Raw genomic sequence first — 14,873 nt, forward strand, 5'->3', positions numbered from 1 at the left:
GCGCGCCGTACGGTCATGATCGTTCCTTCGGCCGTGGCCTTCGCCGTCGCCGTGTGGGGAATTCGCGGCCCTTCCCTCTGGCGTGACGAGGCCGCGACGTTGTCGGCGGTCCGCAGGACGCCCGGCGAGTTGTGGTCGATGTTGCAGAATATCGACGCCGTGCACGGTCTCTACTATTTCCTGCTGTGGCCGATCGTGCAGTCGTTCGGCGATTCCGAGATCGCCGTGCGGTTGCCGTCCGCGGTGGCGATGGCGGTGGCCGCGTTCGGTGTCACCGTGCTCGGCGGCCGGCTGCTGTCCCACCGGGCCGGGACGCTCGCCGGGCTGGTCTTCGCGGTCACGCCCACGGTCAGCAGGTACGGGCAGGAGGCGAGGTCGACCGCCCTCGTCGTGGCGCTGGCCACCTTCGCCACGCTGCTCCTGGTGCTCGCCGTCGAGCGCGGGACGGCGCGCTGGTACGCGGCGTACGCGCTCCTGCTCGCATCGACCATCGCGGCCGGGCTGATGAGCGTCCTGCTCGTTCCGGCGCACCTCGTCCACATCCTGCTGAGCGCCGGGCCCGGGCGGAACCGGAAGGCTCGGGTCCGCGCGTGGGCGTGGTCGGCCGCGATCGCGCTGGTGGCGGTGTCCCCGTTCGCGGTGCTCGCCTGGCGGCAGCGGTCGGCCGTCCAGTGGATCCAGGAGACCGACACCGGCCAGGTGGTCGGGGTGATGTCCACACTGTTCGGCGGCGGGTACGTGTTCGTGCTCCTCCCTCTGGCGGTGATCGGTGCCGTGGGCGCCCTGGGCGGGGGACGGTTCGCGCGCGCGGAGAGAGAGGCGGAGGAGTCTCCAGAGGGGACGCAGGCTCGGGCGTTCCGCTTCCTGCTGGCATGGCTGCTTCTCCCGGCGACGCTGCTGCTACTCGTTTCGCTGGTGCAGCCCATGTTCCTTTTCCGCTACCTCGCCTGTTCGTTTCCCGCGGTGGCGCTCATTTCCGGTGCCGTGCTGGCGAATATGGGGAACAAGACAAGAATCGCCGCCGCGGTGGCGGCGGCCATCCTTTTCGTTCCCGCCCACCAGATCGTGCGGACTCCCGACGCCCACGGCGGTGACGATATCCGGGCACTGTCGGATTTCGTAGGGAGCCACAAGAGGCCGGATGACGCGGTGGTCTATCTGCCGGCCTTCTGGCGCCATGTGACGGCGGCCTATCCGGAAGGTTTCAGCGGCCTGCGGGATATCGCGCAGGAGGCGACGCCGCGGACGGCGGCGAATCTCACCGGAACGGAGGTCGATGTGCCGGAGTTCAGCCGGCGGCTGGAGCCGGTGCGTCGCGTGTGGATCGTCGAACCGGGTGAACCGGACCTCACCGGGGTGCGGACCGACCGCCTGTGGGCGGCCAAGAACGCGATCACCGGTTCTCCCGAGTTCGCCGGGTCGCTGACGCGGAAGTCGGGCGGCTACCGGGTGCGGCTGTACACGCGGTCCCGATAAGGCGTACCCGCGAGCGCCGAGGGCCGGGCGAAGGAACGGAACGCTGGAGCGGGGAGAGGCGGGGGCGAAGGTGCCGGAGACTGAGATGGCGAGGGCGGCGGGGGCGGAGGAGCCGACCGGGGCGGCGGCCGGCAGTGACGCAGCCACCCTGCCGGAGGGGAGCGCGGGACCGGATCGCCTGCGGCGGTGGGCTCCGGGTGTCCTGGCGGCGCTCCTGTTCTGCCTTTACAGCGCCTACGCGATCGCCCGCCACCGCAATCTCTACACCGCCGGTTTCGACCTGGGGATCTTCGATCAGGCCGTACGGGCCTACGCGGCGTTCGAAGCGCCGATCGTGCCGATCAAGGGCCCGGGGTTCAACCTGCTCGGTGACCACTTCCATCCGATCATCGCCTTGCTTGCCCCTCTCTACTGGGTGTGGCCCGACCCGGTGACCCTTCTGGTGGCCCAGGCGGCCCTGATCGCCGTCTCGGTGGTCCCGATCACCAGGTACGCCCTGCGCCGCCTCGGTACGGGGACGGGTCTCATCATGTCCGCCATGTACGGCCTGTCGTGGGGCGTACATGGCGCGATCGGCTTCGACTTCCACGAGATCGCCTTCGCCGTCCCGATGCTGGCGTTCGCCATGGTCGCGCTGGCCGAGCACCGCTGGACCGCCGCGGCGGCCTGGACGCTGCCGCTCATCTTCGTCAAGGAGGACATGGGGCTGACCGTGGCCGCGGTCGGCGCCTACCTGTGGTGGCGCGGCAGCCGCCGTACCGGCGCGCTCCTGGTGGTGATCGGCCTGGTGGCCGTGGCCTTCACCGTCAAGGTGTTCCTCCCGTACTTCAACACCAACGGCTTCAGCTACTCCGCGTTCGTCGAGGGCGGCCCGGTGCGCGCCCTGACGGGGCTGCCGCTCGGCTTCGGGGAGCACCCCGGCAAGGCGATGCCGATCATCATGGTCCTGATCATCACCTGCGGAGCGACCCTGCGTTCGCCACTGACGCTGCTGGTGATCCCGGGACTGCTCCCGCGCCTGATCTCCGACAACCCGTTCCACTGGTCCATCGGGGGCGTCCACTACAACGCGCCTTTGATGCCCATCCTCTTCGTGGCGACGATCAGTGCGCTGCCGGCGTTCGCCGCGAGCCGGAGCCGGTTCGTCCGCCGTTACGGCCGGGCGGTGGTCTGGGTGACCGCGGTGTTCACGCTCCTGCCGCCCATGGTCATCTGGAACGGGATGCTGGTGCCGCAGACCTACCGGCTGGAACGGCACGCCGTGGCCGCGGGGCGGGTGCTGAGCATGATCCCGGACGGCGCCGCCGTCGCCGCCTCCAACAGGCTGGCGCCGCACCTGGTGGACCGGACCGGGGTCGTGCTCTTCCCCTCTCGCGGGGATGAGCGTGTCGATTGGGTCGTCGTCGACACGGTCTACTGGGCCAAGGAGGGGGCATCGAGCGCCTCGAAGCGGGGGCGCGAACTCATCGAGGCCAGGGAGCGGCGGGCCGAACTGGGGCTCGACTCCCCGAGCGCCCGGCAGCAGTCGGCGGCGCTGCGCACCTTGGGCGGCCGGGGCTTCGTACAGGTGGCCTCGGAGGACGGAGTGCTCCTCTTCCGCCGGACCCGGTGAGGACGGCGCACCTGTGCGCCGGAAGGGGTTCCTGTTGAGGCGGGGCTTTGAAATGGGTCCCGGTCTGGGTCCTGAGGCTCTCCACAGCGGAACCTCGATTTCATATACGTTGACCTGTGTCTTACCCCGTTCGCATTTTCGTTCTCATCGCGATCGTCGCGGGACTGGCCTGGTGGGCTCCCTGGCGCCAGTTCACCGAGGCGGTCGCCCTCCCGCCCGGATTCGAAGGATATAACGGTTCCCATTATCGCGTCGCGCGGCCGGCCGGATGGCGCCCGCAGCAAGGCAGCGACGATCTCGGGCACCGTTATATGGAGTTCAACGGCCCGGCCACGCGGGACGGCGCCTACTCCGGGCAGGCTCGTGTGGCCGAATGGGAGCAGTGGCCGCACGAGCTCGAGACCAAGCTCGTGCAGTTCCGTTCCTCGGCGCAGAAGTCCGGGCAGCGGGTCGTCAAGGAGGAGCCCGTCGTGGTGAAGGGCGCCGTCTCGGCGTACCGCTTCGAGCTGTCCCAGAGGTCGCGGACCGCCACGGGGGCCTCGGTGTCCCTGCGCAGCATCGACACCTTCGCGCTCACGGAGGATCAGGTGCTGCTCCAGCTCACGGTCCGGGTTCCCCAGGGCGATGAGGGGGACGACGGCCGGGTGCCGGAGATCCTCAAGTCCTTCCAGGCCCGTTCCGAACGCCGCGGCCCGTTCGACCTGCTCCCCGACATCAAGTTCCCGGAGCTCAAGCTGACCTGAGGGAATGTGCAGGTCACCGGCCGTGCGGGTCCTTTGTGCCCGCACGGGACGATCAGTGCGGCGGCCCGCTTTTCGTTGACCACCGGGGCGGCCTGGCGCGCCCGGTGTCCGCCCGCGGTGAACTTTCGGTGGTGAGTGGGCGTCTCAAACCTTGACCGGGGCTGATCTCCCTCACGGTAAGGGTCCGGAGCGCCGGTGATCGGAGGATCGGCGTGCATTTGGGCCCTGAGGCCCTTTACTTGGTGTGGGTGATTCCTTAGCTTCGCGTGGGGACCATCCGACTCTGGACACTGGAGTAGCTTTCGTGAGGCTTGCGCGCTTTCGGGGCCACCGCCGCGATGAGGGCTCCACACAGATCGTCATGCTGCTCGCGATGGTGTGCGCCCTGGGGCTCAGCGTCCTGGCCATTCAGGTGGCCCAGGCCAACGACATGCGCTCCCGCGCGCAGATCGCCGCGGACGCCGCCGCGATCGCCGCGGTGACACCGCTGCGCGACGCGGCGCTGAGCAGGGCGCTCAACGGGGACCTGCCCGGGAGCGCCGGGCTGTGGACCGTCGAGCCGAACGAGAACGCTCCGAATCCGATTTATAACCGCAAGGCCGCGGACTATGCCAAGCGCAATGGTGCGCAACTGGCAGGGAAAGTGCGTCCCAGCGGTATTCTCGGCGAGACGATGAAGGCCAGCGTTCAGACCGAGGACTGCTTTCTCAAAGACGAGAAGGAGTTGACGGCCAAGGACCGCGAGGATCTGGCGAACAATCGCAACATCTGCACCGACCGGGGTGGCAAGACCGGAATCTCCAAGGGGCGGGGGACCGCCACCGCGATCGCCGAGCTTCGCCTTCCCGAGTGCCGGTACGAAGGCCAGGTCGCCGGGGTGGGCGGTGAAGGGGGCTCGCCCGCGCGGATGCGATGTGATCGTGTCATCGTCTGGCGAGCCAATGGAGGCGGGGTCCCCCGTGAGCGGGCGCTGCGGCTCTTCAAGGTCCGCCTCGTGGCCAAGGAGGCCGCGGAGAAGTACACCGGTATGCCGGACTCCGGCCTTCCCTCCGGTCCCTATGTCGAGGGAGAGTGCCGTAAGGACGGCCCCAAGCCTGACAAGAGCGTCCCGTTCGGTGAGCGGATCGTCCTGTGGGCCAAGTGCTGGCTCGGCACGCCGTACTCGTGGGGAGGCGGAGGTCCTAGGGGCCCCAGCACGGGCATCTGCTGCTCACCTGGCGGCTACAGCGGGACCAACACGGTCGGCTTCGACTGCTCCGGGCTCACCCAGTACGCCGTGTACCAGGCATCCGGTGGCAAGATCCTCCTTCCCCGGACCACCTACTACCAGGTCAATTTCGGGGTGCGGCTGCATTCGGTGAGCCAGCTGCGGCCCGGTGACCTCATATTCCCCAATCCCGGGCATGTGGCCGTCTACGCCGGAGGCGGAATGATGGTCGAGGCACCAAGCACTGGCCTGAGAGTGAGAGTGGCACCTATCGAGGGCCGCGGGTTCTATGCGGGCGTGCACGTCCCACCGCCGGCCGGGGATCGCTGAGAACGCTCGACGGGTCGTCGTGGTCGGCCTGACGGCGGCCAACCTCAGTGGGCGGACGGGCGACGTGCGGGAACGACCGGGCTCTGAGGCCCACCCCTCACTGGGCCCTTGCAACGGGCTAACTGGGCCCCTGGACCCACGTTTGGGCCCGGGGGCCCAACGGTCGTTCCCATGCGCGATGCGTCGCGCATCGCTCCCAAGTCCGTACCGGCCTTGATACGGGGCTCGGTGTCCTGTCCGGGTGGGCCCGCGTCCCTCTGATCCTTGCGAAGCGTTGCCGTACGCCCACGGGAGCGGCCCATTGCAAGCGTGCGCCGCCGCGGACATGGCCACGAGGTAAACGCGCAGAAAATGTCCTCTCTCTTTATGGGGAACATTTAATAGAGTCGCATCGACATTTGCGAATTGGGTCTGAAATGGGCCCGCGGACTCAATTCCTGATGTGCCGGATAATGGCACCGTTCCTGGCGTGCGCGAACGAGATGGCGTGGTGCGGGGGCGGCCGGTCCGGCCCGACCGGGGGGAAGGGCCGGTCGGGTACCTGGCGGCGATCCTGCTGCTGGCCTTGGTCGCCGCGGCTCTCGTGCTGTCCGGGGCCGGCGGTCGGATCGTCGGGTACGTCGGCGCGGGGATCTGCAAGGTGGCCCAGTCCGGGGGCCTGGTGGACGAGTGCCCGCCACCCGATCCGAACGGACGGAATCCGCAGGCGCTGGATCCGGACGCGCCCGTTCAGCCGTGTCTCGCCCATTCCGAGACCACCTACCTGGAAGAGACGCTCACGATCCCGACCAAGCGCGTGGACGTCCGTACCAACAGCCGCGGGACCCTGCAGCTCAACAAGCGTGTGGGGCCCGACGGCAAGGTGGTCTGGGAGGTCGTCGACTTCACCTGGGGCGAGGGCGGTGTGGCGACTCCGGACGTGGGCGGCGGGCCGGTCAAGGGCGGCGTCTGGGGCGGGCTGATGCTCACCAACGGCAAGGTCTACGGGGGGTTCAGGACCGAGGAGGAGGCTCGCCGCTTCTTCGACGATCTGAGGAATCACCGGATCGGAAGCGAGGTCAAGTTCTCGCTGCGGACCAACCCGCTGACGGGCGGGTTCGTTTGGCTCGGGACCAGACTGCCGTGGGTCGGTGACGACTTCGATCGTTACATGGGCGGCAGCGAGCCCGACCGGCCGCCGACGGCCGAGTACATGGAGGGCGGCGTCACCGGGGGGTTCAAGGCGGAGCTGAGGCTGTCGCGGGTGAAGGTGCCCCTGAAAGGGCGGGGCTGGCTGGTGTCCGGCTCGGAGGCCAATCTCCAGAACGGGGAACGCACCACCTACTACACCCAGCGGGGCGAGTTCGAGGCCGGAGTCCAGGTGGAGGTCGGCGACATCGTCCAAAGGCTCCCCGCGCCGTTGCGGCAACGGGCGCAGCAGGGGATGGAGGACGGGCTGGAGGCCGTTCTGACGGCGATCGAAAGGCGTTTCAAAAGCGAGTTCGGGAACGATTTCCTGCTTCTCCCGGAGCATCGGGCGCAGTTGAAGGCCGCCATCAAGGTCAATCCGAGCATCGGCCTGAACTACAAGCATCGCGGCGGTACGACGTGGGCCGTCACCGAGGACAAGGACGGCAACGTCGTCGGGCTCTCGCAGGTGCGGAACGGGCAGGACATCCTCTACGCCCGGGTGGACGCCAAGGTCGAGTCGGGCAACGCGGACGGTGACCGCCTCGACGGGACGGCGGGCAAGCAGTGGATCCTCTTCGCGCAGCGCACCCTGACCGAGAAGCGGCTCGACCACTCCAGGCAGGAGGACAGGGAGATCATCGATCGCTACCTCCTGGACGGCGACACCGGCCGGGTCGAGCGGGCCTGGGACGAGGGGGCCGGGACCATGGGACGCACCACGTACGACAACACCGGCGACACCACCAAGCTCGAAGGCAGGGGTGCCGAGGGCGGGCGGCCCAAGACGCGCTGGGGCGTCTTCGAGATCGGCCGCGAGTCGGAGCGGCACACGCTTCAGAGCGCCCATTACTTCAAGCCGGGAGCCGGGTGGGTGCCATGGCGAAGCTGCCGGTGAGGCTGGCGGTCGCCGTCCTCCTGGCCCTGCCGCCGGCAGGGTGCGCGGGGGGCGGCGAGCCGGCGCCCGTTCCCGCAGGCTTCCAGGGCCACCGGACCGGCCTGTACAGCTTCTCCTACCCGGCCGGGTGGCGGCGCGTCGAGGAGAAGGACGAGCGGGGACGTCCCGTGCTTCGGTTCGAGGGCCCGGTGCTCCCGTCGGGCGTCGTGGACGGCCAGGTGCACGTCGCCGGGTACGGCGGCTTCGCCGCCGGCCTGGACACCGCGCTGTCGCAGTTCCGCGGGCTGGCGCTGCTCAACCGCTACCGGATCACCGCCGACCGCCCGGTCGAGATCGCGGGAGCGGTGCGGGCGCGCCGGTTCGAGGCCGCCTACGAGGTCGAGGCCGGAGACGGTGCCCGGGTGCCGTTCACCCTGCTGGGCGTGTACGCGATGACCGACCGGGACGTTCTCGTGGAGTTCATGCTCCGTTGGCCGAGGACGGGGGCCTCGGCGCCCCGGATGCCTGAGATATTCGAGACGTTCAGACTCCGGGAGAAATGACCGATGCACGGATCGACCGCGCGGCGCCTGGTGCTCTGGTCCGTGGGCGGGCTGGTGGTGCTCGCGGTCTTCGCGGCGTTCTCGCTGGTTCCGGGGCCGTGGCTGAAGACGCTGGTCATGGGGGTCGGCGGCCCGGCCCTGGTGCTCGCCGCGCCGGTGCACCTGGTGGCTCAGGTGCGCTTCCGGGGCAGGGCCGTCCGCGCGGTGGGCGTCGTCGAACGGTGCGTGGACAACGGACCGGACGAGCCGTCGTGCACCCTCACCGTCCGTTACACCGCGCTGGACGGGGCCGAACGGCTCTTCACCGACGACCGCGCCCCGTGCCGCCCGCTCGGGTCCGAGGTGCGGATCCTGTACGACCCGGCCGGCCCCTCGGACGCGCGGCTCCACCGGTCCGCCGCCGCGGCGCCGGTCACGGCCCTGGTGATGGCCCTGGTCGGGGCGGTGCTGTCGTACTTCTTCTGGCGCGATCACCTTCCCGGCTGAACGGCGGGATCGGTCGCAGGCTATGGGCGAGGGGAGTGGCGTCGTGGGGGTCCGCAACGGGTTCGTCGCCTTCGCGTGGGGCGCGCTGATCGCGCTGTGCGGGACGGTGGCCGCGGCGCTGGTGACCGCGGTAGTGATCGCGGCCGTTCCGGACACCTCGGGGACGGCCAGTTTCCTGTGGACGTCCGTCGTGATCGCGGTCGGGCTGCACGGGCTGCTGGGGTTCTTCGGAGCCCGGGCGTCGGCGCGCCGGCTGCGTCCCTCCTCCGGGCCGGGCCCCCTTGCCGCGATCATCGCCTGCGCGGGGCCGGTGCTGGTGAGCGCCCTGACCCAGATGGGAGTCGTGGCGCAGGGGGAGTCGGCCGTCCTGCTGCTGCCCGTGTGCGCGGCCGTCCTGGGTTCCGTTCTCGGAGCCGCCCTGGCCGGCCGGCACCACGGCGGGCCGCGCCTCCACCGCGCGCCCCTGACCGTCCGGCCCGGTGATCGGCGCCGGTGACGCCTTTCCGGACCGCGATGTGGCGACGGTCCTTCCATTTCGGTGAACCGAAAATGGGACCAAGATCGCCGTACGTGCCGCACCTCTATTGATCATTGAGCGCCGGTGGCGGCGGACCGATAAAGGTGGTTTCGGGCATTTCATATTGGAGTCCTGAATTGGCGTCCGGAACCGGACGACTTATCTCTTGGCCCGTGCCTTCCGCGGCGCTTCGTGCTTTCGTGATCGGTCGGAGAGACCTCGCCCCGATCGGGAGGCGTTTGGATGGGGAGGCGGGCCGGCGACCGGGGCGAGGGTGCCCTTTCGTACATCGGTGTGATCCTGCTCATCGCGTCGGTCGCGGCGGCGGTGACCGTGGTGGCACTGCCGGAGACGGTGACGTCCGGGGTGAAGGGCGGGCTCTGCCGGGTCGTCGGGCAGAGATGCGACCCGGAGACGTCACCCGGTGCCGGTGCCTCACCCTCGGGCAGTCCATCGACGCCTCCCTCGGGAACTCCTTCGGGAACTCCCTCGGGAAGTCCCTCGGGGGCTCCCTCAGGGAGCCCTTCTCCCGGGCCCGCCGACTCCACTCCGCCGCCGGGCGGGACGCCCCCGATCGACTACGACGGCGGTGACCCGCCCGCCGACCCGGAGGTCCAGGCGCTCCAGGACGCGTTCGACCGCGCGCAGCGCGACGCCGAGGGCGTCGAGGACGAATGGGAGAACTTCGACCTCCTGGAAGAGCTGAAGAAGCTCGGCATGGACTTCCTCTTCGGCGACATCCAGAAGTGCATCCAGAAACCGAACTTCGGTGACTGCCTGTGGGCCCTGGTGAGCGTCGTACCGTGGGGGAAGATCGGCAAGCTTCTCAAGACCATTCCGAAGCTGATCAAACTCGCCGATCGGTTCCTCGACCTGAAGCGGCGGCTGGAAAGGCTCCGCGGACTACGTGACCAGGCCAGGAAGAACCTGGACGACCTGCTGCGGAGGAAGTCCGAGGCGCTGGGCAGGCGCGTCGACGACGCGCTGGCGCGGGTGTGCGGACAGAACAGTTTCGTTCTCGGGACGCAGGTCCTGATGGCCGACGGGACGCGGCGCGCGATCGAACGGATCAGGCCGGGGGACCGGGTCCTGGCCGGTGATCCCGTGAGCGGTCGTGTGAACGCGGACACGGTCACGGCCGCGTTCGGGGGCGACCGGTACGAAAGCCTCGTCCGGGTGGTCGTCGACGTCGACGGTGGGCGGGGCGCCCGCACCGGCGCGGTCACCGCCACCGAGCACCACCGTTTCTGGGACGCGGGCCGCCGTGCCTGGAAGCGCGCCGACGAGCTGACCGCCGGGTCCTGGCTGCGAGGTCCGGACGGTGAGGCGCTGCGCGTTCTGGGCACCGTCCGCGTCCCGGGACGCCCGGAGGTGCGTGACCTCACCGTCGCCGGCCTCCACACGTTCTTCGTCGTGGCCGGCGGCGGGCGGATCCTCGTCCACAACGAGACGGCGCCGTCGTGCGTCGCCCTCAGCAAGCTCCCCGGCCCCGGGAACAGGTACCGCTCTCCCGAAGGGCTGGTGTACGGGGACGGATCCGCCGAAGGGCACCGGATCCTGCATGTCCTGGAGCACGGTCGCGAGAACCTGAACAAGCCGCTGCATTCGGTCTTCAAAGCCGACAAGGGAGTGCTGGACTACGTCGACGAGGCATGGTCGAAACGGCACTCGGTCACGCCCATCCAGCAAGGGAATCGGCAGGTGTATATCATTCCCATGGGCCGGACCGTGGGCACGCAGGGTGAGAAGTTCATCCGGGTGGTGGTGCAGAACGGCAACGAGGTCGTCACGGCCTTCCCGCAGCTGACCAGGAGCCTCTGAATCCGGTGACGAGAAGGGTGGTGCCGGTGGGCGAGGGCGTCGAGATATGCCCCGACTGCGGTCAGGGGGTCATCAGGCGATATCTCGCGAGCACCACCCGTAAGGATTTCTGGCTCTGTGAGGAGTGCGACGCGGTCTGGCTGCCGGGCCAGGACCGTTCGGTGGCGAACTTCTTCTACCTCACCGACCTGCTGCCGGAAGAGGGCAATCCCTGGAATGCCATCGAGCGCGCCGCCGATTCCCCTCCCTCGCGGGAGGAGTCCCCTTCCTCGCGGGAGGAGGCCCTTCCCTCGCGGGAGGAGGCCCCTCCGTCGCGGGATAGGGAGGAAGCGGTGGAGGCGCTGCTCGACGTGGCGCGCGGCGGGCGCCTGGCCGGTCTGGCACTCGGCATGCACCGCTCCGACGTCCTGGTCGTGCTCGGCCGGCCTCGCGTCAGGGCGCCGGGACTCGTGGAGGCGGGTGATGTGTCGCTGGCCTTCGAGGGCGACACGCTGATCGGCCTCGCGGTCCGTCTCCGCCCGGGCGGCGTCCGGTGGCCGGGGCTGACGGCCGTGGCGTCTCCCCGGCCGGCCCCCGTGCCCGAGGCGGCGGCGCTCCGCGCGCTGGGCGACGCCGGCTTCGGACGGACGCCCGGCGCGTCCCCCGGCGATCGGGGCGCCGACTTCTGGGGGGACGGCCGGCGGGTCCGGCTCGAGTTCGCGGACGGCCTTCTGAGCTTCGTGAGCGTGTTCCGGGCGACCGGCTGACCGGGTCCCGCCCGGCGTCCCGCCCGGCGAGCCGGCGCGGGAGCGCCTGTCCGGCGCGATACCACGTTCGCAGGCCCAAAGGCGGGCCCGCTTCCGTATTTAGGTCCTAGGACTCAAGTCCTGGCCAGGTACGCAGGGTTAGCGTCCGCTTATGTCCCCACTTGAACGGCGCGTGAAGGCCGGGCGAATCCCCGGCGAACGCGGTGAAGGTGCCATCAACTACCTCGTGGTGATCCTTCTCATCGTCCTCGTCGCCGCCGCCATGGTCACGTCCAGCATGGGCGGCCTGGTGGTCGGGGGCATCAAGTACGCCATCTGCAAGGTCGCGAAGGTCGAAGGCGTCATCGACTGCGAGATGCCGCAGGATCGGGACTACCGGACCACGTGTCTGACCAATCTGGGAGTCAGCAGCCACGGCGGCAACGTGGAGGCGCTGATCTTCCGGGTCGGCAGAGACTACACGTTCCTGCGGATCACCACCGTCGCGCCGGACGGCACCAAGACCGTGACCATCCTCGCCATCAAGGGCGTGACCGGCGGGGTCGGCACCGGGGTCGGGGCCGGTCTGAACCTCGGCCGGTTCTTCAACGCCGGTGTCGACGCCGTCGCCGAGGCCAAGGGCAGGGTCGGTATCGGAGAGGGCTGGGAGTTCACCGGCCCCGACGCCGAGCAGCAGGCCGACCGGTTCCAGGACCAGATCCAGGAGCAGTACGGCATCGACGCGGTCAAGGAGAACGGCGGCCCGCTCGGCTACATCGGCGGCAACATCTATGACTACTTCGCCGGGCCCGACATCCCCGACCCGCAGATCCGGCGCTTCGAGGGCGAGTTCGACCTGTACGCCGGGGTCTGGGGCATGTTGAGCGCCGGAATGAAGGACCCCCAGGGCAGGCACCGCAAGCCGGACCGCTTCACCGACCCGGAGGGGACGGAGCCGAACCCGCGCGACAGCCGGGGATCGGACTGGCTCAGCCCCAACACCTCCGCGTGGGCCGCCGTCAACGGCAACGAGAAGGCGGTCCTGTCGTTCAACGAGAGAACCGGCGAGACCTCGGTGCAGTTGATGATCCGCGGCGAGTTCAACTACGGCGCCAACTACGGGGTGAACGGGCCGCAGGGCCGCGTCAACGCCACGGGCATCATGTCGCTGACCCGCGACAAGAACGGCGTGTTGACCTCGGTCTCGTTCACGCAGCGGCACGTCGTGAACGGGCAGGCGACCGGGATCACCACGGATCTGCCGCTGCGCACCGACGAGGAGCGGATGACGGTTCTCAACTACCTGCTCCACCCGGCCTCCGGCGGGCCGGGCGGGCAGACCCTCGCGCTCACCTTCAACGACATGGCCCCGACGACCGACCCGGGTCCCGACGCCTCGCCGTTGCAGCGCCTGCTGTACGAGAATGGCAAGACGTCCAAGGTGACCAGCGACTACGACCAGGTCAACTCCCTCTGGGGCGCGGGCGTGAAACTCGGGATCAAACTGGGGCTGAGCTACGCCACCACGGAGTTGAGCATGAGCGCGAACGAGGGCCACTACCTCGGCGCCCCGAGGCCGGACGGCACCCGCCCCTACCTGCCCCAGCCGGAATGCCGTGACTGACGACCCGGGGTTGGACCGCGACATGAAGGAGTGCGGATGATCGGCCAGATCGTCGGCTCCCTGGTCGCCCTCGCGTTCGTCGGGGGCGGGCTCCTGGAGACGGCCGACCGGTTGCGGCTGCAACGGCGGGCGCGGAGGGCGCGCGGTGTCTTCGTGGCCCGTGAGGACGTGCTCCACCCCGGAGGGCCGGCCGTCCGCACCCGCGCCGCGCGGTTCCGCTTCACCACCGAGAACGGGCAGGTGGTGGAACGCGTGAGCGCGCTGACGAGCTTCCCGGGGCCGAAGCCGGGGCGGTCCGTCGACGTCGTCTACGACCCGGCCCGCCCGCAGGCGACCGCCGAACGCGTCCGGGTTCACCAGGCCCTGCTGCTGATCGGCCCGCTGCTCGCCGTGGCGGGCGTGGTACTGCTGATCGTCATCTGGACCGGCCGGTGAACGCGGAGCGGGACCAGGAGCGGGACCAGGAACGGGATCGGAATCCGCATCGGAATCCGGATCGGGGAAGGGCGTGGGCGTGGGGAAGGGCGTGATGGCGAAGGCGCCGCGGTCACTGGCGGCCGTGCTCGCCGTGCTGGCCGCGGGGGTGCTCGCGGCGGGCTGCGGCGGCGGTGGCTCCCCGGAGAAGGCGAAGGAGACCAAGGCCGCCGGTCCGCCGCCCGTGCCGTCCGGTTTCATCCAGGCACGGGCGGGACGGGTCGCCTTCGCCCATCCCGCGGGCTGGAAGCCGGTGGAGCAGACGCCGCAGGGCTGGTCGTACGCGGTGGAGGAGGACGGCGAGGACGGCGGGACCAGGGCCGGGGTGATCACCAAGGTGCCGCAGGTGCCGATGGCCAGGCTGGTGGCCGACACGGTCACCATCGGTGTCGAGGTCAACGCGGTGGGGGTCCGGCGCGGCGCCGGCCGGAAGGTGTCGGTGCCGGGGGCCGGCGACGCCGTCCGGGTGGACTACACCTACTCCTTGGAGGAGGGGGCGGCGGCCGACCGGCGTGCCACGGACGTCAGCGTCGTGTACGGGACCGAGAGCGCGGTCGTCGTCCGCATCGCGGGAGAGCAGGCACGGCTCGCCCCCGACCAGGTCGAGCAGATCGTGCGTAGCATCGCCATCGTCCCCTGAACGGGGAGCGGCCCGCCCGGAGACGCCCGGCGAGACGAGTGGAGTGACGGGATGAAACTGATCAAGGCATGGGGCGTCGCCGTCCTCGTCTACCTGGTGGGGGCGACCGTCAGCGCGGCCCTCGTCGTCAACGCGAACGCGGGTGACGCCCTGACGGGGCTGGGCGGCGCGGTGGTCTGGGGAGCGTTGCCCGCGATGGTCGTCTACATCCTCATGACCTGGCTCGCCGCGCTGGCGCATTCCGGGACGGCCACCCCCGACCAGCCGAAGCGGTTCGCCTTGGCGGCCCTGCCGGTGCCCGTCGTGACCATCGTTCTCGGAATCGCCGGCAGCCTTGTCCTGGACTCCGCACCCCTGGGGACCGGCGCGTCGACCGCGGGTTCGGCCCTGGGCACGCTCCTCGGTTTCCTCGGCGCCGCCTGGTGGCGGAGCCGCGGCCGGAGCCGGGCGCACTCCTGAACGGCCGGGACGTGTCCGAGAACCCACAGAATCCCCAGAACCTGGGCGACCCGGGCGTCCTGGGCGACCCGGTGGACCCGGTGGACCCGGTGGACCCGCGCCCCCTTGGGTTGGGCCCCGGGGCCCTGGCCAAGCCACCGTCCGCTCACCAG

At 70.0% G+C, this 14,873-nt stretch carries 14 protein-coding genes; all 14 read left to right on the top strand.

Features of this window, described 5'->3' with window-relative positions:
* The first annotated feature begins 15 nt into the window (after positions 1 to 15).
* Positions 16 to 1,476 (top strand): glycosyltransferase family 39 protein, encoded by a 1,461-nt coding sequence (locus tag IW256_RS06675; RefSeq protein WP_197010119.1) that lies wholly within the window; start codon positions 16 to 18, stop codon positions 1,474 to 1,476.
* 85 nt (positions 1,477 to 1,561) lie between these two features.
* Positions 1,562 to 3,088: a DUF2079 domain-containing protein gene (locus IW256_RS06680; protein ID WP_197010120.1), complete on the top strand. Its 1,527-nt coding sequence runs from the start codon at positions 1,562 to 1,564 to the stop codon at positions 3,086 to 3,088.
* Between the two features lie 116 nt (positions 3,089 to 3,204).
* Positions 3,205 to 3,831, top strand: a complete 627-nt coding sequence (locus IW256_RS06685; protein WP_197010121.1) for a hypothetical protein — start codon at positions 3,205 to 3,207, stop codon at positions 3,829 to 3,831.
* A 361-nt stretch (positions 3,832 to 4,192) separates the two neighbouring features.
* Positions 4,193 to 5,368, top strand: a complete 1,176-nt coding sequence (locus tag IW256_RS06690; RefSeq protein ID WP_197016137.1) for an NlpC/P60 family protein — start codon at positions 4,193 to 4,195, stop codon at positions 5,366 to 5,368.
* A gap of 469 nt (positions 5,369 to 5,837) precedes the next feature.
* The gene (locus tag IW256_RS06695; protein WP_197010122.1) at positions 5,838 to 7,433 is read left to right on the top strand and encodes a hypothetical protein; all 1,596 of its coding nucleotides are present in this window, start codon (positions 5,838 to 5,840) and stop codon (positions 7,431 to 7,433) included.
* Positions 7,415 to 7,975, top strand: a complete 561-nt coding sequence (locus tag IW256_RS06700) for a hypothetical protein (protein WP_197010123.1) — start codon at positions 7,415 to 7,417, stop codon at positions 7,973 to 7,975. The genes IW256_RS06695 and IW256_RS06700 overlap by 19 nt, the downstream gene beginning before the upstream one ends.
* Before the next feature lie 3 nt (positions 7,976 to 7,978).
* Entirely contained in the window at positions 7,979 to 8,461 is a 483-nt protein-coding gene (locus tag IW256_RS06705; protein ID WP_197010124.1) for a DUF3592 domain-containing protein, read from the top strand.
* Positions 8,462 to 8,504: 43 nt separating this feature from the next.
* Positions 8,505 to 8,957 carry a hypothetical protein gene (locus IW256_RS06710; protein ID WP_197010125.1) on the top strand — a complete coding sequence of 151 codons (453 nt, stop codon included), beginning with the start codon at positions 8,505 to 8,507 and terminating at the stop codon, positions 8,955 to 8,957.
* Between the two features lie 264 nt (positions 8,958 to 9,221).
* Positions 9,222 to 10,799 carry a polymorphic toxin-type HINT domain-containing protein gene (locus tag IW256_RS06715; RefSeq protein ID WP_197010126.1) on the top strand — a complete coding sequence of 526 codons (1,578 nt, stop codon included), beginning with the start codon at positions 9,222 to 9,224 and terminating at the stop codon, positions 10,797 to 10,799.
* Positions 10,800 to 10,804: 5 nt separating this feature from the next.
* Complete coding sequence (locus IW256_RS06720; RefSeq protein WP_197010127.1) at positions 10,805 to 11,545, top strand: hypothetical protein; 741 nt, start codon at positions 10,805 to 10,807, stop codon at positions 11,543 to 11,545.
* Positions 11,546 to 11,696: 151 nt separating this feature from the next.
* Positions 11,697 to 13,148, top strand: coding sequence for a hypothetical protein (locus IW256_RS06725; RefSeq protein ID WP_197010128.1), 1,452 nt, complete (start codon positions 11,697 to 11,699; stop codon positions 13,146 to 13,148).
* A gap of 36 nt (positions 13,149 to 13,184) precedes the next feature.
* Entirely contained in the window at positions 13,185 to 13,583 is a 399-nt protein-coding gene (locus tag IW256_RS06730) for a DUF3592 domain-containing protein (protein WP_197010129.1), read from the top strand.
* Positions 13,584 to 13,677: 94 nt separating this feature from the next.
* Entirely contained in the window at positions 13,678 to 14,262 is a 585-nt protein-coding gene (locus IW256_RS06735) for a hypothetical protein (RefSeq protein ID WP_197010130.1), read from the top strand.
* 51 nt (positions 14,263 to 14,313) lie between these two features.
* A complete protein-coding gene (locus IW256_RS06740) occupies positions 14,314 to 14,721 on the top strand; it encodes a hypothetical protein (RefSeq protein WP_197010131.1) in 408 nt (135 codons plus the stop codon).
* Positions 14,722 to 14,873 lie beyond the last annotated feature (152 nt).

Origin of the sequence: Actinomadura viridis (genome assembly GCF_015751755.1) — a bacterium.
Lineage (GTDB): Bacteria > Actinomycetota > Actinomycetes > Streptosporangiales > Streptosporangiaceae > Spirillospora > Spirillospora viridis.